The organism is Pseudoclavibacter sp. RFBI5 (assembly GCF_002931395.1).
In the GTDB taxonomy this organism is placed as follows: Bacteria; Actinomycetota; Actinomycetes; order Actinomycetales; family Microbacteriaceae; genus Pseudoclavibacter.
On sequence record NZ_PSYA01000006.1, the window covers coordinates 66,877 to 86,710 of the forward strand.

Annotated in this window: 17 protein-coding genes; 6 read left to right on the forward strand and 11 right to left on the reverse strand. The window is 69.7% G+C overall.

Annotation, left to right across the window (positions count from 1 at the left end; genetic code table 11):
- Nucleotides 1-39: 39 nt before the first annotated feature.
- The 5 genes from C5E06_RS04830 to C5E06_RS04850 all read right to left on the reverse strand — a co-directional run bounded on the left by C5E06_RS04830 (nucleotide 40) and on the right by C5E06_RS04850 (nucleotide 7,834).
- The gene (locus tag C5E06_RS04830; RefSeq protein WP_104306171.1) at nucleotides 40-3,078 is read right to left on the reverse strand and encodes a glycoside hydrolase family 38 C-terminal domain-containing protein; all 3,039 of its coding nucleotides are present in this window, start codon (nucleotides 3,076-3,078) and stop codon (nucleotides 40-42) included.
- Nucleotides 3,079-3,120: 42 nt separating this feature from the next.
- A complete protein-coding gene (locus C5E06_RS04835; RefSeq protein WP_104306190.1) occupies nucleotides 3,121-3,951 on the reverse strand; it encodes a carbohydrate ABC transporter permease in 831 nt (276 codons plus the stop codon).
- Between the two features lie 89 nt (nucleotides 3,952-4,040).
- Nucleotides 4,041-4,985, reverse strand: a complete 945-nt coding sequence (locus C5E06_RS04840) for a carbohydrate ABC transporter permease (RefSeq protein ID WP_104306172.1) — start codon at nucleotides 4,983-4,985, stop codon at nucleotides 4,041-4,043.
- The gene (locus tag C5E06_RS04845) at nucleotides 4,985-6,346 is read right to left on the reverse strand and encodes an extracellular solute-binding protein (RefSeq protein ID WP_104240566.1); all 1,362 of its coding nucleotides are present in this window, start codon (nucleotides 6,344-6,346) and stop codon (nucleotides 4,985-4,987) included. The genes C5E06_RS04840 and C5E06_RS04845 overlap by 1 nt, the downstream gene beginning before the upstream one ends.
- A 252-nt stretch (nucleotides 6,347-6,598) precedes the next feature.
- Complete coding sequence (locus tag C5E06_RS04850; RefSeq protein WP_104240567.1) at nucleotides 6,599-7,834, reverse strand: ROK family transcriptional regulator; 1,236 nt, start codon at nucleotides 7,832-7,834, stop codon at nucleotides 6,599-6,601.
- Nucleotides 7,835-8,069: 235 nt separating this feature from the next.
- On the opposite strand from C5E06_RS04850, the gene C5E06_RS04855 reads away from it, so the two are divergent.
- A complete protein-coding gene (locus C5E06_RS04855) occupies nucleotides 8,070-8,732 on the forward strand; it encodes a carbonic anhydrase (RefSeq protein ID WP_104240568.1) in 663 nt (220 codons plus the stop codon).
- A 309-nt stretch (nucleotides 8,733-9,041) separates the two neighbouring features.
- On the opposite strand, the gene C5E06_RS04860 is transcribed toward C5E06_RS04855, so the two are convergent.
- From C5E06_RS04860 to C5E06_RS04875, 4 genes are all read right to left on the reverse strand, one after another.
- Nucleotides 9,042-10,046 carry a putative zinc-binding metallopeptidase gene (locus tag C5E06_RS04860; protein ID WP_104306173.1) on the reverse strand — a complete coding sequence of 335 codons (1,005 nt, stop codon included), beginning with the start codon at nucleotides 10,044-10,046 and terminating at the stop codon, nucleotides 9,042-9,044.
- Nucleotides 10,047-10,175: 129 nt separating this feature from the next.
- Complete coding sequence (locus C5E06_RS04865; RefSeq protein WP_104306174.1) at nucleotides 10,176-10,877, reverse strand: RraA family protein; 702 nt, start codon at nucleotides 10,875-10,877, stop codon at nucleotides 10,176-10,178.
- Nucleotides 10,874-11,863: a hydroxyacid dehydrogenase gene (locus tag C5E06_RS04870; RefSeq protein WP_104306175.1), complete on the reverse strand. Its 990-nt coding sequence runs from the start codon at nucleotides 11,861-11,863 to the stop codon at nucleotides 10,874-10,876. The genes C5E06_RS04865 and C5E06_RS04870 overlap by 4 nt, the downstream gene beginning before the upstream one ends.
- 126 nt (nucleotides 11,864-11,989) lie before the next feature.
- Entirely contained in the window at nucleotides 11,990-12,790 is an 801-nt protein-coding gene (locus tag C5E06_RS04875) for an IclR family transcriptional regulator (protein WP_104240572.1), read from the reverse strand.
- 103 nt (nucleotides 12,791-12,893) lie between these two features.
- Between C5E06_RS04875 and C5E06_RS04880 the strand changes: the two genes are divergently transcribed.
- Genes C5E06_RS04880 through C5E06_RS04900 form a run of 5 tightly spaced genes read left to right on the forward strand, consistent with a single transcriptional unit; the run spans nucleotide 12,894 to nucleotide 18,100 of the window.
- Nucleotides 12,894-13,880, forward strand: a complete 987-nt coding sequence (locus tag C5E06_RS04880) for a tripartite tricarboxylate transporter substrate binding protein (RefSeq protein ID WP_258063047.1) — start codon at nucleotides 12,894-12,896, stop codon at nucleotides 13,878-13,880.
- On the forward strand, nucleotides 13,877-14,515 hold the full coding sequence (locus C5E06_RS04885; protein ID WP_104240574.1) for a tripartite tricarboxylate transporter TctB family protein: 639 nt from the start codon (nucleotides 13,877-13,879) through the stop codon (nucleotides 14,513-14,515). Before C5E06_RS04880 ends, C5E06_RS04885 begins: the two co-directional genes overlap by 4 nt.
- The gene (locus C5E06_RS04890; RefSeq protein ID WP_104240575.1) at nucleotides 14,515-16,032 is read left to right on the forward strand and encodes a tripartite tricarboxylate transporter permease; all 1,518 of its coding nucleotides are present in this window, start codon (nucleotides 14,515-14,517) and stop codon (nucleotides 16,030-16,032) included. Before C5E06_RS04885 ends, C5E06_RS04890 begins: the two co-directional genes overlap by 1 nt.
- Complete coding sequence (locus C5E06_RS04895; RefSeq protein ID WP_258067501.1) at nucleotides 16,029-17,243, forward strand: CaiB/BaiF CoA-transferase family protein; 1,215 nt, start codon at nucleotides 16,029-16,031, stop codon at nucleotides 17,241-17,243. The genes C5E06_RS04890 and C5E06_RS04895 overlap by 4 nt, the downstream gene beginning before the upstream one ends.
- On the forward strand, nucleotides 17,240-18,100 hold the full coding sequence (locus C5E06_RS04900; RefSeq protein ID WP_104240576.1) for a citryl-CoA lyase: 861 nt from the start codon (nucleotides 17,240-17,242) through the stop codon (nucleotides 18,098-18,100). Before C5E06_RS04895 ends, C5E06_RS04900 begins: the two co-directional genes overlap by 4 nt.
- Here the strand turns inward: C5E06_RS04900 and C5E06_RS04905 are convergent.
- Both C5E06_RS04905 and C5E06_RS04910 read right to left on the reverse strand, forming a co-directional pair.
- Nucleotides 18,090-18,908 (reverse strand): carbohydrate ABC transporter permease, encoded by an 819-nt coding sequence (locus tag C5E06_RS04905; RefSeq protein ID WP_104306176.1) that lies wholly within the window; start codon nucleotides 18,906-18,908, stop codon nucleotides 18,090-18,092. The genes C5E06_RS04900 and C5E06_RS04905 overlap by 11 nt on opposite strands.
- The gene (locus C5E06_RS04910; RefSeq protein WP_104240578.1) at nucleotides 18,905-19,819 is read right to left on the reverse strand and encodes a carbohydrate ABC transporter permease; all 915 of its coding nucleotides are present in this window, start codon (nucleotides 19,817-19,819) and stop codon (nucleotides 18,905-18,907) included. The genes C5E06_RS04905 and C5E06_RS04910 overlap by 4 nt, the downstream gene beginning before the upstream one ends.
- Nucleotides 19,820-19,834 lie beyond the last annotated feature (15 nt).

Genomic DNA, 19,834 nt, shown 5'->3' on the forward strand with positions numbered 1-19,834 from the left:
GGCAGGCAGCGCAGTCTGCCCGCCCGGTCTCCCCAGTTGTCAGCGCAGCGCCGACACCCCACGGAAGCGGAGCGTGACCAGCTGGAACGGGCGCACCGACAGGGCCAGGGCCCCCTCGGCATCCACGATCGCCGTCTGGTCGACGTCACGTTCGAGCAGATCGGTCTCAGCGACCGACTCGAACGCGAACCCGGGCGTCACCGTCGCCCGAGCCTTCGCACCGCGAGCCTCATACAGGCGGACGACGACGTCGCCGCTCTGGTCTTCCGCCAGCTTCACGGCCTCCACCACGACGGCCGGGTCGTCGACCGTCAGCAGCGGCTCGATCGCAGCGGCTCCGGTCACGGCGCGCGGTGCGACGTTGAGCCGGTAGCCCTCGGCGGCCGCGTCCAGCACATCCGCACCCACTCGCACCGAGGTGCGGAGCACGTGCCGGCCCTGGTCGGCGTGCGGGTCCGGGAAGGTGGGAGCCCGCAGCAGCGACTCCCGCACGAGGGTGGTCGTGCCACCGGATTCGCGGGTCGTGCGGGTCACGTCGTGCCCGTACGTCGAGTCATTCGCGACGGCGACCCCGTAGCCGGTCTCCCCGACGTGCACCCAACGGTGTGCGCTCGTCTCGAACCGTGCGACGTCCCACGACGTGTTGCGGTGGATGGGGCGGTTGACGTGCCCGAACTGGATCTCGGACGACGACCGCTCCGCGTGCACATCCAGGGGGAACGCCAGCTTGAGGAGCTTCTGGCGCTCGTGCCAGTCGACATCCGTCGTCAGGTCGAGCGTCGGACGCCCGGCGCTCAGCGACAGCTCCTGCACGAAGGTGCTCGAGCCGTGCGAGCGCGACACACGCACGACGACCCGGTCCGCGTCCTCCGAGACGACCTCGATCGAGTCGACCGAGCGGATCGGGCGGCCGTGGCGCTGGTAGTGCACGTCGATGTCCCACGCATCCCACTGGGCTGGGGTGTCGCGGTAGATCCACAGCTCGGCGGCGCGCTCGCCGGCCGGAACCAGCTCGCGATCCGCGGCGATGTCGAAGAGCGACGACACGAGACCGTCGGCGTCGATCGTCACGCGCACCAGCGAGTTGTCGAGCACCAGGGTGTCGCCGGAGCGCGTGAGTGTCACCGGGGCACCGTGCGAGGCGGCACCGGATGCGCCACCACCGAGCGCCGGCACGCCGTCCACCGCGTACGGTCCGGCGTTCGCGAAAAGCGCCGTCTCTCCGGCGCCCGTCAGCGAGCCGAGCGCCGACGAGATGAGCGTCTCGAGCTCGCCCGCGACCCGCTCGTAGTGCTCCTCGGCGACCTGGTGCACCCAGGCGATGGAGGAGCCGGGAAGGATGTCGTGGAACTGCTGCAGGAGCACCGTCTGCCAGGCCGACTCGAGCTCCGCGTACGGGTACGCAGCGCCCGTGCGGATCGCCGCCGCGGTCGCCCACAGCTCCGCCTCGCGCAGCAGGTGCTCGCTGCGGCGGTTGCCGCGCTTCGTGCGCGCCTGCGACGTGTAGGTGCCACGGTGGAACTCGAGGTAGATCTCGCCGGACCAGACGGGCGGCTGCTCGAGCTCGGCCTCGGCCTGCTCGAAGAACGCCTGCGGGCTCGTCATCTCGACCGTCGGCGAGCCCTCGAGGTCGCGGGTGCGCTCGGCCGCCGCGATCATCTCGCGGGTCGGGCCGCCGCCGCCGTTGCCGTAGCCGAACGGCACGAGCGAGGAGTTGGCTTCGCCCTTCTCCTTGTAGTCGCGCTGCGCCTTGTGCAGCTCCTCCTGCGAGAGCACCGAGTTGTAGGTGGCGACGGGCGGGAAATGCGTGAACACCTGCGAGCCGTCGATGCCCTCCCAGTTGAAGGTGTGGTGCGGCATGACGTTCGTCTCGTTCCACGACGGCTTCTGCGTGAGGAAGTACTTCGAGCCGGCGGCCTTGACGATCTGGGGGAGCGCGGCCGAGTAGCCGAAGGAGTCGGGCAGCCACACCTCGGGCGGCTCGATGCCGAACTCGCGGATGAAGAAGCCCTTGCCCGCCACGAACTGGCGGGCCATGGCCTCGCCGCCCGGCAGGTTCGTGTCCGACTCCACCCACATGCCGCCGACGGGCACGAAGCGCCCCTCGAGGACTCGCACCTTGATGCGCTCGAACAGGTCTGGGTAGTACTCCTTCATCCACGCGAACTGCTGCGCCGACGAGCAGGCGAAGAGGAAGTCGTCGTTCTCGTCCATGAGCGAGAGCACGTTGGAGAAGGTGCGCGCGCACTTGCGGATCGTCTCGCGCACCGGCCACAGCCAGGCCGAGTCGATGTGCGCGTGGCCGACGGCGACCACGTGGTGGGCGCTCGCGTAGGCGGGGGAGGCGAGCAGGGGAGCGAGCACCTCGCGGCCGGCCTTCGCCGTGCCGGAGATGTCGTCGGGGTCGAGGGTATCGATGAGGCGCTCGAGCCCGCGGAGGATCTCCGCACGCCTTGGCGTCTCCTCGCCGAGCTCGCGCCACAGACCGTCGAGGGTCCACACGTCCTGCGCCAGCTCCCACACGGGCACGTCGCGCAGACCGATGTCGAGCACCCGGGTGCGGTAGATGGGGGCATCGCCGGAGGTGGCGAGGTCGCCCATGGGGGTGGGCGCGTAGACCGACTCGCCCTGCACGTCCGGGTTCGACGCCGCCTCGATGTAGAGGTCGATGCGGTCGCCTGGACCGATCTTCAGCGGCACCGCCGTGTTGCGGGGCTCGATGGCCTTCAGGATGTGGCCTTCTGGGGTCCAGACGAGGCCCTCGGCCTGGAAGCCCGGGTGGCCGCTCACGAAGCCGAGGTCGACGAGCACCTCGACGCGTGCATCCGTCATCTCCCAGTCGGCTGGGACGGTGCCGGTGATGTGGAACCACGTGGTTCCCCATGGCCGGCTCCACTCGTCACCGACCCGGAAGGGCGTGAACTGCTGGGTGACCGCCTCTGCGAACGGCACGGGCTCGCCCGGAACGTCCCAGGAGGTGACGGTGAGCTGCTCGCGCTCGCGGTAGATGGCCGGGGTGAGTCGTTCGGACACGAACCGGCGGATGCGGAGGTCGACGAACTGCGTGGGGTCAGGCATGGAGCGCCTTTCTGCGTTGGAGGAAGAGGTGGAAGTCGTAGGTCAGCCCTTGACGGCGCCGGCGAGCGCGAACGAGCCGCCGCCGAGGCGGGACACGAGCACGTACAGCGCCAGGACCGGCAGGGAGTAGAGGAGCGAGAACGCGGCGAGCTGGCCGTAGGCGACCGCGCCGTACTGGCCGAAGAACGAGAAGATGCTCACCGCGGCGGGCAGCTTGTCGGGGCTCAGCAGCAGGATGAAGGGGATGAAGAAGTTCCCCCACGTCTGGATGAACACGAAGATGAACACGACGGCGATGCCGGGGCGCATGAGCGGCACGACGATGAGCCGCAGGGTCGCCATGGCCGAGGCGCCGTCCGTCCAGGCCGCCTCCTCGAGGGAGACGGGCACCGAGTCCATGAAGTTCTTCATCATCCAGATCGCCATGGGCAGCGAGGTCGCGGCGAGGAACAGGATGGTGCCGAACATGTTGTCGATGAGGTTGAACGCCACGAACAGGGCGTAGACGGGCACCATCATCGCGGTGATCGGCAGGCAGGTCCCGAACAGCACCCCGTACAGGAACGGCTTGTTGATGCGCGACTTGTAGCGGGAGAGCGGATACGCGGCGAGGATCGCCGCGAGCACCGTGACGATCGCGCATCCGCCGGACAGCACGAGGCTGTTCCAGAGCGGGACGAGGGAGATCTCCGGGGTGAGGACGGCGAGGAAGTTGTCGAGCGACGGGGCTTCGGGCCACTTCACGGACAGGGTCGCGGTCGAGTCGAACGACGCCAGGAGGAGCCAGACGAGGGGGAGCAGGAAGATGACGCCGATGACGCTGAGCACGATGTTCGCGAACCAGCGCATCGCGCGACCCCGAGGGGCCGCCATGCTCGTCTCGACGTGGTGGCTGCCCGTCGCGATGGACCTGGTCGTGACGGCGGGGTCAGCCGCGGACACGGACGTGTTGGTTGACATGATCAGTCCACCTCCGGTTTGAGCGCCCTGATGTAGGCGACCGAGAACAGCGCGCCGACAAGCAGCAGCATCGTGGCGATGGCGGTGCCGAAGCCGAGCTGGCCGAAGCGGAACGCCTCCTGGTAGGCGAGCAGCGGCAGGGTCGTGCTGTCGGTGCCCGGTCCGCCATTGGTCATCACGAAGATGAGCGCGAAGACCGAGAGCGTCTGCAGGGTCGTGAGCATGAGGTTCGTCGAGATGCTGCGGCGGATCATGGGCAGCGTGATGAGCGTGAAGCGCTGCCAGCCTCTCGCGCCGTCGACCTCGGCCGCCTCGGTGATCTCAGGCGGGACGTCGTTGAGGGCTGCCCGGTAGACGAGCATCGAGAAGGCGGTGCCGCGCCACGTGTTGGCGAGGATCACGCTCAGCAGGGGGAGCGTGTAGAGCCAGTTGGGGCCGGTGATGCCGATCGCGGCGAGCATCGTGTTGAGCGTGCCCGCATCGCTGAAGAACGCGTAGGCCGCGAACGCGGCGACGATCTCCGGCAGCACCCAGGCGGTCACGACGATGGTGCTCACGGTGCTGCGCACGAACCTGTTCGACGACTGCATGAGCACGGCGAGGCCGAGACCGAGCACGTTCTGCCCCAGGATCGCGGAGGCGACGAGGAAGATGAGCGTGATGAGCACGGACTTCGGGAAGTCGGGGCTCGCGAAGAGGTCGAGGTAGTTCTGGAACCCGACGAACTCCGCGCTCGAGGCGCCGACGCCGCTCAGCGTGGAGTTGGTGAACGAGCCGTAGAACGACGAGATGACGGGCCCGAGGAGGAAGACGGCGAGGAGGCCGACCGCTGGGATCAGCGGCACGCCGCGGGTGACCCGCTGCAGCGCCTTCCGCTTCCTGGGGGCGGGCCGCCCCGTCTCGGGAGCGCGGGGCGCTCCCGAGACGGGGGAGAGGGTGGCGGTCATCAGCTCGACGCCGACGTCGTGTTCTCTTCGCCGACGATGCCGATGACGGCCTTGTCGTAGGCGGCGGCGGCTTCCTCTGGTGTCTGCTGACCCGTCATGACGGCTTCCATGGCGACCGTGATCGCGGCGGAGACCTGCGAGTAGTCGGAGTTCGCTGGGCGGAAGTTCGTGTCGGGCACGAGGTCCGCGAAGAAGCCGAACGTCGGGTTGGCGTCCGTGTACTCGGGGGCTTCGGCGACGTCGGTGCGCACCGGCACCTGGCTTGCTGCCACGTCGTAGCTCAGCGCGTTCTCCTGGTTAAGGGCGAGGCTGATGAAGTCCCAGGCCGCGTCCGGGTTCTTGGTCCCTGCGCCCATGGCGAGGGTCCATCCACCGGACATGCTCGTGACGCCCGGGTCCTGGCCGTCCTGCGTCGGCATCGGCGTGACCTGCATGACGTCCGACCATTCCGGCCACGGCTTCGAGCCGGAGTCGAGCCAGGTGCCGCTCACCCAGGAGCCGTCGAGGCTCATCGCGAGCTGCCCGTTCGGGATCCATTCGGTGTTGATGCTGGTGCCGACGTTCTTGTCGAGCGCCTCCTGCGGGGTCGGTCCGAGGCCGCCCTGGTAGATGTCGCCGACGAAGGAGAGCGAGTCGATGAAGCCCTGCGAGCCCGTGACCCACTTCTGCTCGTCGGTGTTGAAGAGCTCGTCCTCGGTGCCGGTGAGGAGCATCTGGAAGCCCTGCATCGAGGCGCCTTCTGACATGGCCTTGCCCGAGTAGATGTTGAAGGGGCGGATGTTGGGGTCGTGTGCCTTCACGGCTTCCGCGGCCGCGATGATGTCGTCCCAGGTCTTCGGCTCCCACGGCACCTGCACGCCGGCGGCCTTCAGGATGTCCTGGTTGTACCAGAGGGCGCGCGTGTCGGTGCCCATCGGGATGCCGTACACCTTGCCGTCGTCGCCGAGTCCGGCCTGGCGGGCGTTCTCGGGGAACTGCTCCCAGTCGGCCCAGTTCGCGACGTAGTCGTCGAGCGGGGCGAGGTATCCGGCCTCGACGTCGGTCTTGACCATGAAGGTGTCCTCGTACATGACGTCCGGCGCGGTGGCGGGGGAGCGGTTCATGAGGGCGAGCTTCGCGAAGTAGTCGGCTTCCTGCGCCTCGATCGGGATGAGCTCGACGGTCATTCCCTCGTTGGCCGCTTCGTACTCGGCCTTGACCTTCTGCATGTGGTCGTCCATCTGGGTGAACTGCCCGAACTTCTGGTAGGCGACCTTGATGGTGTTCGAGTCGCCTCCGCCCGAGTCGCCGCCCGCGCAGGCGGACAGTGCGAGCACAGAGGCGGCGGCGAGTGCCACGACCCCGAGTGTGCGATTTTTCATGGTGCTCCCTTGCTCCACGACCGTTCTCCGTGCGGCTCGACATCGGTGTCGCGCCTTCGGCCTGCCATAAGTAAACCGATTGGACTAACTCATGTCAAGAGCTTCTTGCCACCACGCGGCGGCCGGGGCTGGGAGGGTTCACGGCAGGCTGGCGGCAGGCTGACCGCACGGACGACGGCACGGGTGAACGGCCTCGGGACGTGCGGCCGGTGCGTGAGCTGGACGTGCGAGCTGAGTGCGACCCGGCAGCGCTCAGCGCGAGATCAGGAGCGCCGACGTGTGGGGCGCGAGGGTCTGGTCGAGCACGAGGCAGCCGGCGCCGACGGCGGCGACGTCCTCGCCGATCGTGGAGTTCGGGACGAAGATCGGGTGGTGGGGGATGAGGGCCGCGTCAGCGTTGACGAGCTCCTCGATGCGCGAGCGCAGCGCTGGCTCGATGCGGCGCCAGAACGGCCCGCCGCAGACGACGGTGTCGATGTCGAGCAGGTTGATGAGGCTCACGAGGGCGCGCGCGATCTGCGTCGCCGCGGCCTCGATGACCTCCATCGAGCGGGGCTCGCCGCGGACGGCGGCCGCCGCGAACTCCGTGAAGAGCCGGTCGACCTCGTCGAAGTCGGACCGGTCGACGCTCTCCTCGCCCGGGAGCGCGCCGATGCGGATGGCGTGCTTCACGAGGCGGTGCGGGACGACGAGCTCGCCGACGCAGCCGCGGCGACCGCACGAGCAGACGGGGCCATCCGCCTGCACCATGATGTGTCCGAGGTCGCCGGCGTTGTCGCTCGCGCCGCGGAGCACCTCGTGGTTGACGACGAGACCGATGCCGATGCCGGTGCCGTAGTAGAGGAACGCGAAGTTGTCGCGGCGGGGGCCGGAGTCGAGCCAGAGCTCGGCGACGGCCGCGGCGGTGACGTCCTTCTCGAGCACCACGGGGAACCCGGTGGCCTCGCTGAGGGCGTCGCGCAGCGGCACCGACTCCCAGCCGTCGAGCATGGGCGGGTCGAGCACCACGCCGCGCGCCGAGTCGAGCGGGCCGGGGGCCGCGATGCCAACGCCGAGCACCCGGTCGCGGGGGATCCCGGCGCGCTCGAGGATCGCGGCGATCTCCCTCGTCATGTCGGCGATGACGACGCCGGGGTCCGGCTCGGTGGGGGTGCGCGTGCGGTGGTCGACGACGACGGCACCCGCGAGGTCGAGGACCGCGTAGGTGATGACGGTCGGGTCGAGGTGCACGCCGACGGCGTAGCGGCTCGTCGCGTCGAGGCGCAGCCTGGTGCGGGGTTTGCCCGGCCCGGTGATGAGGCGCTCGCCCTCCCGGACGAGGCCCCCGTCGATGAGGCGGCGGGTGACGTTCGACACGGTCTGGGCCGAGAGGCCGCTGGCCTGGGCGACCTCGACGCGGCTCACCCCGTCCGGGGCCCGGCGGATGAAGTCGAGGATGACGGCCTGGTTGTAGTCGCCGACGGCCAGCAGGTTGTGCCCTCGTCGCATGCGCCACCTCCCATCAACCCTGATCTTGGGAACTGACGTTCTCACATTTTCCGGCCGGCCGCGGACGTTCGCGATCGAATCCGCTGTGGCGCGTCGACTCCGGGCGTCCCAGTCGGCGCAGAGGGACGTCTCGGGGGTGAGTACGCTTGGACGGCGCCGCGCCCTTGAACGGGGCACGCGCATCCGGCACCGGATGCGCGTCGGCAGTCACAGGTTTCAGCACGAAGGAGCAACGATGACGGCAGCAAGAGTCACTCCCCAGGAAGCGTGGGACGACCTCGTCCAGGGCAACGAGCGCTTCATCAAGGGCGATCTCCTCCACCCGCAGCAGAGCGCGGCGCGCCGCACCGAGATCTCGGGCAGCCAGGCGCCGAACGCCGCGTTCCTCGGCTGCTCCGACTCGCGTGTCGCCGCCGAGATCCTCTTCGACTGCGGCCTCGGTGACCTCTTCGTCGCCCGCAACATGGGGCAGATCGCGAACGAGAACACGACCGCGACCATGGAGTTCGCCGTCGCCGAGCTCGGCGTGGCCCTCATCGTGGTGCTCGCGCACGGCTCCTGCGGCGCGGTGAAGGCCGCCATCAACCAGACCACGGCGCACCCGCGCGACGTGACGCCCGCCATCAAGGACGAGCTCGCGCGCATCCAGCCCTCCGTGCAGGAGGAGTGGTTCACGAGCGACCAGTCGACCCCGTACGTCGACGAGGCGCAGATCGACGTGGAAGCCGTCGGCCGCCGCCACCTGTACTCGACCATCAACTCGCTCGTGCGCAGCTCGCGTGTCATCAGCGACGCCGTCGCGAGCGGCGCGCTGAGCATCGTCGGCTGCCAGTACGAGCTGTCCGACGGCCGCGTCGCCCCCGTGACCGCGATCGGCCAGCTCGCCATCACCCGCTGAGCGCCGCGTCGCTGCGCCGACACGACTCGGCGCTTACATCGAGGTGCGCCGAAATGCCTCGATGACCGTCGATGAGCGCCGATGAGACCGTCCGGGCCTCCGTTCGTCGCGCTCGCGAGGACACGGACCTGCTCGGCAGGGGCTTCGAAGGCCCGCCCGCTCGCCGCGATCGTCGCCGAATGGGTCGCTTTCACCCCGTAAGGGCCGCCGAAATGGGGTGAAAGTGACCCATTCGGCGACGGCGCTATCGGCGTCGGCGCTCTCGGCGGTGGCGGTGGCGGCGGTGGCGGCGGCGGCGGGGCGGATGCGTCAGCCGGCCGAGCCCGACGTGCTCGCGGGGTCGCGCAGCGAGTGCACGAACGCGAGCTTCTCGATGACCTTGTCCGGCAGGACGAACGGGTAGAGGTCGCGCTGCCCGAGCGAGCGGTTGACGACGTTCATGGCGGTCGCGAACGGCATCCAGCTGTTGACGACCACGTCGCGGGCGGACGCGCCCGCCTCCGGCGCGGGCAGCAGCTCGAACGCGACGGCCGTCTCGAGGGTGTCCTGGATGTGCAGGTAGTGCGCCCAGGTCTCCGCGAAGTCCTCGTACGGGTGCATCGTCGCGTAGCTGCTGAGGTAGTCGCTGCGCCAGTTCTCCGGCGGGCCCTCCTCGTAGTGGCGGTCGATCTCGGCCTGGTAGTCCGCGCGCTCGTCGCCGAACAGCTCCCTGGCCTCGTCGATGCGGGACGTCTGCTCGACGAGCTGCCACTCGTAGTAGTGGCCGCTCTCGTGGCGGAAGTGCCCCAGCATGGTGCGGTACGGCTCGGCGAGGCGCTGCCGGACCTGCTCGCGGTAGCTGTCGTCGCCCTCCGCGAGGTCGATCGTGATGACGCCGTTGGCGTGGCCGATCGTGACGCTCTCCGACACGCTCGACAGCAGGTCGAAGACGGGCGTCTGGCCGACCGTGGCGGGCTCGCCGCTCTCCTTGGGGCGCGTCGCGAACCCGAGGCGGGTGAGGTCGCGCACCAGGTGCCGCTTCGACTCCTCCGCGATCGGGAAGAGGCGCAGGCCCTTCGCGTCGGCGTCGCTGGGGCGGGTGCGGGTGAGCTGGCAGCTCTCGCAGAGCCCGCCGGCCTGCGCGGTCAACCACGTGCATCCGGCGAGCTCGGCGTTGCTGCAGCGCCGCAGGCCGGCGTCCGTCGCGGCTGTGCTCCCTTCGACGAGCACGTCGTCGAGACCGAGCACGTAGCCCAGCTTGGACGAGCATCGCTCGCAGGTCACCGAGTCGAAGAAGACCTCGTTCTCGCACACATCACAGTCGAACCGTCGCACGGGGGGGAGCCTCTCTTCTGCCGCGGCTCAGGGGTGCCGCGGCGACCGACGGATCACTGTACGCGGGCGCACATGGGAGGCCGCGGCGCTTGACAAGCCCCCTCGCGGGGCAGTCGGGGGCGCACCGGGTCAGACGGGGAGGCCCTTCTGGCGCAGGAGCGCGTTGAACCGCTCTGGGTCGGAGGTGCCGTCCTCGTTGTGCTTGCGGATGCGGGCCTCCCGCTCCAGGTGCCGACGCGCGTCGTGCAGCAGCGACTCCGCCCGCTGCGCCGGGACGGCGAGCACCCCGTCGAGGTCGCCGAGGATGAGGTCGCCCGGGTTCACGACGAGGCCCGCGATCGAGACGGGCACGTTGATCTGGCCGGGGCCGTCCTTCGTGGGGCCGCGGTGCGTGTGCCCGAGTGCGTAGGCTGGCATGCCGCCTTCCCGCCACTCGGCGACGTCGCGCAGGGCTCCGTCGAGGACGAAGCCGCCGAGGCCCTTCGCGAGCGCTGTCGTGCGGATGAGCCCGCCGATGACCGCCTGGCTGAGGTCGCCGCCGCCCTCGATCACGATGACATCGCCGGGGTGGGCGTCCATCATGGCTTTGTGGATCATGAGGTTGTCGCCCGGTCGGATCTTCACGGTCACGGCCTGCCCCGAGAGGGGGGCGTCGCCGTGGTAGGCGGTGAGGCCGAGCGCTCCCACGGAGCGTCCGAGGCAGTCGCCGGCGACGGCGACCGGGATGGCGCGGAACGCGTCGATCAGCGCAGCCGGCAGCTCTGGCGCGCGCTCGCCGATGAAGTAGCCGGTCGGCCAGGCGGGTGCTTCGGTGGGTTCCTGCTGGGTCATGCGGTGCTCCGTTCGGGCGAGAGGGTGGTGGGGTTCGCGCAGGAGCGCGCGTCCGGGATGGCGCCGTCGAGGTAGTCGAGCACGTTGTGGGCGGCCGCCAGCGCCATCGCCTCGAGTGCCGCAGGGGTCGAGCCGCCGACATGCGGCGTGATGACGACGTTCGGGCAGGCGAGCAGCGGGTTGTCCTGCTCGATGGGCTCAGACCAGGTGGTGTCGAGGCCCGCGGCGAAGAGCCGTCCGCTGCGGAGCGCGTCGACGAGGGCTGGCTCGTCGACGATCTCGCCCCGCGCCGTGTTCAGCACGATGGCGTCTGCCGGCAGCAGGGCGAGCTGGGCGGCCCCGATGAGGCCGCGCGTGCGCTCGTTGAGTGGCACATGGAGGCTCAGCACGTCGGCCTGGCCGAGCAGTTCCTCGAGGGTGCCGACCATCGTGAGCTCGGGGATGGGCGCGTCGAGGCCGAGCCCGGGATCGAAGGCCAGTACGCGCATGCCCGTCGCCGTCGCGGTGCGGGCGACCCGCTGCCCGATCTGTCCTGCCCCGACGAGGCCAAGCGTTGCGCCGGCCAGCTGCCGCCCGTCCTGCGCTCGGCTCCAGCGGCCCTGCCGGATCTCCGCGTCCATCCAGGACACTCTGCGGGCGGCGGTGAACATGAGCGCGATCGTGAGCTCGGCGACGGACTGGGCGTTCGCGCCCGGTGTGGTGAGCACCGGGATGCCGCGCCGAGTCGCGGCTTCGACGTCGATGTTGCCGACGCCGACGCCGTGCTTCGTGATGACTCGAAGCGACGGGCACGACTCGATCGCCTTTGCCGACAGCTCGACGGTGCGGGAGATCACGGCGTCGACCGCTTCGCGCGCCAGGATCTCCTCGACCTCAGCCCGCCCGCCACCTTCAGGCAGGTAGATCACCCTGCTGCCGGACTCGGCGAGGGCATGCACCCCCGACTCGCCGAGGCGAGGGGCCGTCACGAACACCGTTGCGCTCATCGCACCGTCTCCTTCGTCGGTTCACAGTCCTGCTCGAGGTCCTGCTCAGAGTCTTGCTCTCGGTCCTGGTCCTGGTCCTGGTCCTGCTCCGCTCGCGGCGCTGGCCGTCTTCGGCCGCGCCCCTCTTCACTCGAGTGCCGGGGGCAGTCCGGTGCGCGGCACGTCGCGCACGCAGGCGCGCAGCGCGTCGACGAACTCGGGGATGCGCGCGTCGACGAATCTCGCGGTGGGCCCGCCGAGCACGACGACGACGGGTTGCAGGTGCGGTCGCTCGGGGTTCTCGGGGACGAGCATCGCCAGGCCGCTGTTGCCGGACTCCCGCTCGCCGTGGCTGAGTCCCCAGCCCCGCTCGCGGATCTCGTCGACCCGGTGTCGGAGGGCGGCGGTGTCGACGTCGATAACCGGGTCTGCGTCGAGCTTCGCGAGCACGGCGTCGAGCATCTCCGGGCGCTCGCCGCTGAGGAGCGTCGTGGATGCGGCGCCCCGCCAGATCGGGAGCTCGTCGCCGACCTGGACCACGTGGCGGATGGTGTGTCGCCCGGGGGCCTGGGCGATGGCGACGCGCTTGAGGTCGCGGCGGACGTAGAGGCTCACCGTCTCGCCCGTCTGCTCGGCGAGCTCGCGGAGGCGCTCCAGTGTTGGGGCCGGAGCCGACCAGGCTGCCTTCGCGAATGCTCCCCAGCGGATCATGCGGGGGCCCACGCTCACGCGTCCGTCGGGGAGGAGCTGCAGCATCCGCTCGCCCACCAGGGTGTCGACGAGGCGCAGCACGGTCGTTCGCGGGAGCTCGCAGCGGCGGACGATGTCGGCGATGGCGAGCGACTGGCCTTCGTTCTCGAAGCAGTCGAGGACATCGAGGGCTCGGCTCACGGCGCGGATGCCGCCCGGTTCTGACCGCTGGGCTGGTGCGTCGTCGGCGCTTGTCATGGGGTCTCCGGCTTCGGATCGTTTGCTTGCCCGGTCACACTAGCGTACCATCTGGTGGACAGATATGTCCGCTGTGTGGACAGTCAATCACAAGGGAGTGATCGTGACAGCAAAACGGAAGCTCATGGGCGCGGTGGGCATCGCCGCGACCATGGTGCTCGTCGGAGTGGCCGCGTTCGACGCGAGCCAGTCGACGACGGGGACCGACCCCAGCACCAAACTGACCTTCATGTCGCCCTCCGCCCCGGGCGGCGGCTGGGACCTCGCGGCCAGGGAATCGCAGCAGGCGCTCCGGGCCGGCGGCATCGTGAACAACGTGCAGGTCGTCAACGTGCCAGGAGCTGGCGGCACGATCGGCCTCTCCCAGTTCGTCGGCCTCGGCGCCGACCCGACCAACCTCATGATGACCGGCACGGTCATGATGGGCGCCATCAACGTCAACAAGTCGACCGTCGACCTGTCGGACACGACCCCCATCGCGCGCCTCGCCGAGGACTACGAGGTCTTCATCGTCCCCGCGAACTCGCCGTACGAGACGCTCGACGACTTCATCGCCGACTGGAAGCAGAACCCGCACTCCGTCGCGATCGGCGGGGGAGGCGTCGGCGGGACCGACCACCTCCTCGCCGGACTCGTCGCCGAGGAAGCCGGCATCGACCCGGGCGACATCAACTACGTCTCCTACGCGGGCGGCGGAGAGGTGCTCACGTCGCTGCTCTCCAACACCGTCGCGATCGGGGTCAGCGGCTACAACGAGTTCAGCGACCAGATCGAGGCGGGCAACCTCCGTGCCCTCGCCGTCTCCGCCGAGGAGCCTATCGACGGCATCGACGTCCCGACGCTCATCGACCAGGGCGTGGACGTGCACCTCCCGAACTGGCGAGGCATCGTCGCGCCTCCCGGCATCACGGAGGCCGAACGAGACCAGCTCGTCGCCATCTTCGAGGAGATGGCCGCGACGCCGGAGTGGCAGGACACCCTCGAGCGCAACAGCTGGGAGCCGGCCCTCCTCACGGGAGACGACTTCGCCGCGTTCATCGAGGAAGACCAGGCGAGAGTCGACCAGATCATCGAGGAGCTCGGACTATGACCGGCGTCATCCCCACCTCCGCGTGGACGCAGCACGACACCACCTCCAGGCCAGGCTGGTGGCGTCGCCGAACGGGCCTCGTCGTGCCCGGCATCCTCACGCTGACCGGCATCGGCCTCACCATCGGCACGATCACCATGGACGTTCCCGGCAACGTCTCGCAGCCAGGGCCGCAGGTCTTCCCGGCCATCGTCACGGTCGCGGTCTTCGTGATCGCGGTGCTGCTGGCCATCGACGTGATCCGCAACCCGGAGCCGGAGCGCGTCGCCGAACCCGACCAGGCCGAGCTGCGCGGAGAGCGGCGAGTGATCGAGGAGGATCCCGACTACGACCTCGACGAGCTCGCCGTCGCCCAGGACCGCGAGCTGCAGGCCGAGCACATCCGCCCCCGCACCAACGTGCGCTCGCTCCTCGGCGCCCTCGGCACGACCATCGTGTTCATCGCGGCGCTCACCCCGCTCGGCTGGCTGCTCTCCGGAGCCTTCCTCTTCTGGGGCATCTCCCGGGCGCTCGGAAGCCGGCGTCCGTTCTTCGACATCTTCCTCGCCCTCGCGATGTCCTCCATCGTGCAGATCGCGTTCTCGATCGGGCTGGGCCTCAACCTGCCCCCCGGCATCTTCGTAGGAGTCCTCTGATGGATACGCTCGCCAATCTCGGGGAGGGGTTCCTGACGGTCCTCACCCCCATCAACATGCTGTGGGTGCTCATCGGCGCCGTGCTCGGCACCGCCGTCGGCGTCCTGCCCGGCCTCGGGTCCGCGATGGCCGTCGCCCTCCTGCTCCCCGTCACCTTCTCCCTCGACCCCATCGGTGCGTTCATCATGTTCGCGGGTGTCCTCTTCGGCGGACTCTTCGGCGACTCCATCGCCGGTATCCTCATGAACACCCCGGGCAACAGCACGGCCATCGCGGGCTCCATCGAGGGCCACATCATGGCCAAGAACGGTCGAGCGGCGCAGGCGCTGGCGACGTCGGCCATCGGCGCGTTCATCGGCGGCATCCTGGCGTCGATCCTCGTGGTCTTCTTCGCGCCCCGCCTCGCCGAGCTCGCGACCCTGTTCGGCCCCGCCGAGTACCTCGCGCTCGCCGTGTTCGCCTTCATCGCCATCTCCGCCGTCGTGACGCAGTCGATCATCCGCGGCCTCGCCGCCCTCGTGCTCGGCCTCGCGATCTCGGTCGTCGGCATCGACTCCATCTCGGGCGCCTCGCGCTACACGGCCGGCATCCCGGAGCTGTTCGACGGCATCGACATCGTCGTCATCACCGTCGGACTCCTGGCCCTCGGCGAGGTCTTCGCGGTCGCCGGCCGACGCGGCTACTCCGACGACACGGGGCTCATCCAGTCGAAGGGGCGCCTCTGGCTGTCCCTCCGCGAGCTTCGCCAGGCGATGCCCGCATGGCTCCGCGGCACCGCGATCGGGATTCCGTTCGGCATCATCCCCGTCGGCGGCGCCGAGGTGCCCACGTTCCTCGCCTACGGGACCGAGCGCAGGCTCGACAAGCGCCGGAAGAAGCCCATGTTCGGCCTCGGCGCCATCCAGGGCGTCGCAGGCCCGGAGGCCGCTGGCAACGCGACCGCCGGAACCGCGATGGGCGCGCTGCTCGCGCTCGGACTGCCGACCTCGGCGACCGCCGCGATCCTGCTCGCCGCCTTCCGGCAGTACGGCCTGCAGCCAGGGCCGCTGCTCTTCGAGCGGTCGAGCGAGCTCGTCTGGGCGCTCCTCGCGAGCTTCTTCATCGGCATGGTCGTGCTCCTCATCCTGAACCTGCCCTTTGCCCCGCTCTGGGCGAAGCTGCTCAAGATCCCGCGTCACTACCTCTACGCGAGCATCACGCTCTTCGCGATGCTCGGCGTCTACGCCACGAGCGGCAAGATCCTCGACCTCGTGCTCGTCGTCGTCATCGGCCTCATCGGCTTCACGATGCGGCGCTACGGGCTGCCGGTCGCTCCGATGCTCATCGCGATCATCCTCGGGCCGCTCGCCGAGACGGAGTTCCGCCGCGCGATGGCGGTCAGCGAGGGCGACCCGAGCGTGCTGATCGACAGCCCCATCACCATCACCCTCTACTCCGTTCTCGCGATCACGGTGGCGTTCGTCATCGTGCGCGTCATCCGCGCGAAGCTCGCCACCAGAAAGGAAGTCACGGTTTGACGGACAAGACATCGGGACCCCTCGCGGGAGTGCGCGTGCTCGACATGACCAACGTCCTCGCCGGGCCGTACGCGTGCTACCAGCTGGCCCTCATGGGGGCCGAGGTCATCAAGGTCGAGGTGCCGAAGGGGGGAGACCTCGCACGGACCCTCGGGTCCGACTCGGAGCTGAACAGCGAGCTGATGGGGGTCTCGTTCCTGGCGCAGAACGCCCAGAAGCGATCGATCACCCTCGACCTGAAGTCGGACGGGGGCAAGGAGGTCATGCGCCGCCTGGTCGCCGAGGCCGACGTGCTCTGCGAGAACTTCCGACCGGGGGTGCTCGCGCGTCTCGGCTTCGGCTGGGAGGAGCTGCGCGCCATCAACCCACGCCTCGTGTACTGCGCGATCTCCGGATTCGGGCAGACGGGGCCGCTCCGATCGAAGCCCGCCTACGACCAGATCATCCAGGGCGGCTCGGGCATGATGAGCGTCACCGGCACGCCGGAGACCTCCCCGCTCCGAGCCGGCTACCCCATCGCCGACACGCTCGGCGGGCTCGCGGCCGCGTTCGCCATCACCTCGGCACTGCACGGGCGCGAGCGCACGGGCGAGGGATCCAGCATCGACGTGTCGATGCTGGAGACCGCCGTGACCGCCATGGGCTGGGTCGTCTCCAACCACCTCGTGGCCGGCCAGGTGCCCCGAGCGCTCGGCAACGACAACGGCACTGCCGCGCCGTCCGGCACCTTCCAGACGGCAAGCGGGGCGCTCAACATCGCCGCGAACAAGCAGGAGCAGTTCGAAGCTCTGACGCGGGTCATCGGGCGCCCGGAGCTGGCGGCGGATGCCCGCTTCCGCGACCGGGAGGACCGCAAGCGATTCAGGGCCGAGCTCACGAGCGAGATCGAAGCGGCCCTTGGCGCCGAGGACACGGCCTACTGGGAGGAGCGGCTCTCGGCGGCGGGAGTGCCGGCGGCGGCGGTGCTCACGGTTCCCGAGATGCTCGAGAGCCCGCAGATCGTCGACCGTGAGCTCGTGCACGACCTCCCGTTCCCGGGACGAGAGGGGGAGACGCTGCGGGTGCTTGGCAACGGCATCCGCCTCGACGACCGCCCGAGCGCACCGACCATGCCGCCTCCGGGTCTCGGGCAGCACACCGACGAGATCCTGGGCGAGCTCGGCTACGACGCCGCGCAGATCCGAGCATTCCACGAGGAGCGAGCCGTATGACCAGCAGCGCCAGTCCCGCCGACCAGCCCACCGTCGCCGACACCACGGCGTGGTGGAGCACAAGCGTGACCCGGATCGCCCCGGGGGAGATCGAGCTGCGGGGGTATCCGATCGAGCAGGTCATCGGCAACGTCGGCTTCGTGAGCACGATCTGGCTGCTCACGACGGGGAGCCTGCCGAGCGCGACGGTCTCGAACCTCCTCGAGGCGACCCTCGTCGCGAGCGTCGATCACGGCCCGCAGGCGCCCTCCATCGCGAGCGCACGCATGGCCGCCACGTGCGGCGTCGGCCTCAACTCGGCCGTCGCCAACGGCGTGAACGTCCTCGGGGATACCCATGGTGGCGCGGGCCAGCAGTGCGTGCAGCTGCTGAACGACCTCGTCGAGCGGCACGAGACCGAGGGCGTCCCGCTGGATCAGCTCGCCCGCGAGGCGATCGCCGACCACAAGAGCCGGGGCGTGTTCGTGCCGGGCTTCGGGCACCGCTTCCACCCCCGCGACCCGCGGCGGGACCCGCTCCTGACGCTCGTGGAGGACGCGCTTGCCGCGGGAGATATCTCCGGGAGGCACCTTGCCGCCGGGCTCGCGGTGGAGCGAGCCCTGGAACGGGGGGAGCGGCGCATCCCCATGAACATCGACGGCATCTCCGCGATCGTCTACGCGGAACTCGGCGTCGAGCCGGAGCTCGCGAGGGGCCTGTTCGTGCTCTCCCGCTCCGTGGGGATCCTCGCCCATGCGTGGGAGGAGAAGCAGGCAGGCCAGCGCATCAAGGGGCCGCTGCCCCCGCCCCTCCTCGCCGACTACACCGGCGAGCCGACTCGGGACGTGCCAGGCGCACGCCGCCCAGCTACTCCCTGACCGCCCCCTCGAGCATCCCCTGGATGAAGTGCCGCTGCAGGAAGATGTAGAGCACGACGACGGGCAGCGCGACCATGATGGCGCCCGCCGCGAGCAGCGCGGTGCCCTGCGTGTACTGCCCCTGGAAGAAGGCCAGGCCGAGGGGCGCGGTGCGCACGCTGCCGTTCGGCGACATGACGAGGGGGATGAGGAACTCGTTCCAGGTCCACATGAACGTCAGCAGCACGAGCGTCAGGATGGCTGGCCGGCCGATGGGGACGAGCACCTGCCACAGGATGCGCATGGAGCCAGCCCCGTCGAGCTTGGCCGCGTCGATGAGCGCCTGGCTGGAGGAGCGGAAGTAGGTGCGCATCCAGAACGTGCCGAACGCGATCGACATGGCGATCTGCGGGAACGCGACACCCCACACCGTGTTCGTGAGGCCGACGGTGCGCAGGTCGAAGTAGAGGGGCACGATGAACGCCTCGGTCGGCACCATGATGCCGAGCAGGAAGAGGTAGAAGATGGGCGTCGCGCCGCGGAACTTCATGGTGCCGAGCGCGTAGCCCGCGAGGATCGACGCGAGCACCGCGACGACGACCACGATGACCGCGACGACGACCGAGGTCAGCATGTACTGCCCGAACCGCGCGACCTCCCACGCCGTGGGGAAGTTCTCCCAGTGGAAGACGCGCCCTTCCTGCGCGACGCTCGCGTTCTCTGGCCCGAACGCGAGCGTGACGATGACGCTGATCGGGCCGAGGATGACCAGCCCGAAGACGCCGAGGATCAGGTAGTTCGCGATCTTCTCGAACACGGAGACGTTCATGCGCGGTCCCCGATCCGGTTCACGACGAAGTTGATGGCGAACACGATGAGGGTGAGCACGGCGCCCACGGCCGTCGCGGCCCCGACCTCCCCGAGCTCGAACGCGCGTCGGTACACCTCGAAGCTGGGCACCGTCGTGGACGTGCCAGGACCGCCGCTCGTGGTGACGTAGATGAGGTCGAAGGTCTTGAGCGCCGCGACGATCGTGAGCGTCAGCGCCACCGTGATCTCGCCCCGCACCGAGGGCAGCGTGATCGAGAAGAACTCGCGCACCGGGCCCGCGCCGTCGAGCCTGGCCGCCTCGTAGAGCTCCTTCGGCACGCGGCTCATCCCAGCCATGAGCAGCACGGTCACGAGGCCGAGCGACACCCACGAGCCGATGAGCCCGACGGCCGGCAGCGTGAAGGTGTAGTCGCCGAGCCACGCCCGCGTCCAGCTCTCCAGCCCGACGAGGCGCAGCAGCCCGTTGAGGGGCCCGTCCGGCGCGTAGATCTGCCGCCACGTGACCGCGACGACGACCATCGCGATGACCTGCGGCAGGAAGATGAGCGTGCGGAAGAAGCCGAGGCCCCGCACCCGCGCCCGCGTGAGGATCGCCGCGAGCATGAGGCCCACCGCGAGCGGCAGGATCGAGTAGAAGAAGATCAGCACGAACGCGTGCCCGAACGCCTCCCGCAGCCGCTCGTCCTGCACGATCTGCACGTAGTTGTCGAACCCGACGAAGGTGGATGCGCCCAGCCCGTCCCACTCGAAGAACGAGAACTGCACGGCACGGCCGAGCGGGAACAGCAGGAACGTGCCGTAGAGGAGGAACGCGGGCGCGAGGTACGCGAACGGCACCCAGGCGGGGGTGCCGCGGCGGGCGCCCTTCGCCGGGCGGCGTTCGCGCGCCGTCGCGCTCGAGCTCGTCATTCGGGGCGTCGCTCG

Coding starts and splice junctions, on each gene's coding strand:
- C5E06_RS04905 (WP_104306176.1), bottom strand. CDS start 18,908: ATGAACGTCTCCGTGTTCGAGAAGATCGCGAACTACCTGATCCTCGGC.
- C5E06_RS04885 (WP_104240574.1), top strand. CDS start 13,877: ATGACCGGCGTCATCCCCACCTCCGCGTGGACGCAGCACGACACCACC.
- C5E06_RS04835 (WP_104306190.1), bottom strand. CDS start 3,951: ATGGCGGCCCCTCGGGGTCGCGCGATGCGCTGGTTCGCGAACATCGTG.
- C5E06_RS04855 (WP_104240568.1), top strand. CDS start 8,070: ATGACGGCAGCAAGAGTCACTCCCCAGGAAGCGTGGGACGACCTCGTC.
- C5E06_RS04910 (WP_104240578.1), bottom strand. CDS start 19,819: ATGACGAGCTCGAGCGCGACGGCGCGCGAACGCCGCCCGGCGAAGGGC.
- C5E06_RS04870 (WP_104306175.1), bottom strand. CDS start 11,863: ATGAGCGCAACGGTGTTCGTGACGGCCCCTCGCCTCGGCGAGTCGGGG.
- C5E06_RS04875 (WP_104240572.1), bottom strand. CDS start 12,790: ATGACAAGCGCCGACGACGCACCAGCCCAGCGGTCAGAACCGGGCGGC.
- C5E06_RS04890 (WP_104240575.1), top strand. CDS start 14,515: ATGGATACGCTCGCCAATCTCGGGGAGGGGTTCCTGACGGTCCTCACC.
- C5E06_RS04850 (WP_104240567.1), bottom strand. CDS start 7,834: ATGCGACGAGGGCACAACCTGCTGGCCGTCGGCGACTACAACCAGGCC.
- C5E06_RS04865 (WP_104306174.1), bottom strand. CDS start 10,877: ATGACCCAGCAGGAACCCACCGAAGCACCCGCCTGGCCGACCGGCTAC.
- C5E06_RS04830 (WP_104306171.1), bottom strand. CDS start 3,078: ATGCCTGACCCCACGCAGTTCGTCGACCTCCGCATCCGCCGGTTCGTG.
- C5E06_RS04840 (WP_104306172.1), bottom strand. CDS start 4,985: ATGACCGCCACCCTCTCCCCCGTCTCGGGAGCGCCCCGCGCTCCCGAG.
- C5E06_RS04845 (WP_104240566.1), bottom strand. CDS start 6,346: ATGAAAAATCGCACACTCGGGGTCGTGGCACTCGCCGCCGCCTCTGTG.
- C5E06_RS04900 (WP_104240576.1), top strand. CDS start 17,240: ATGACCAGCAGCGCCAGTCCCGCCGACCAGCCCACCGTCGCCGACACC.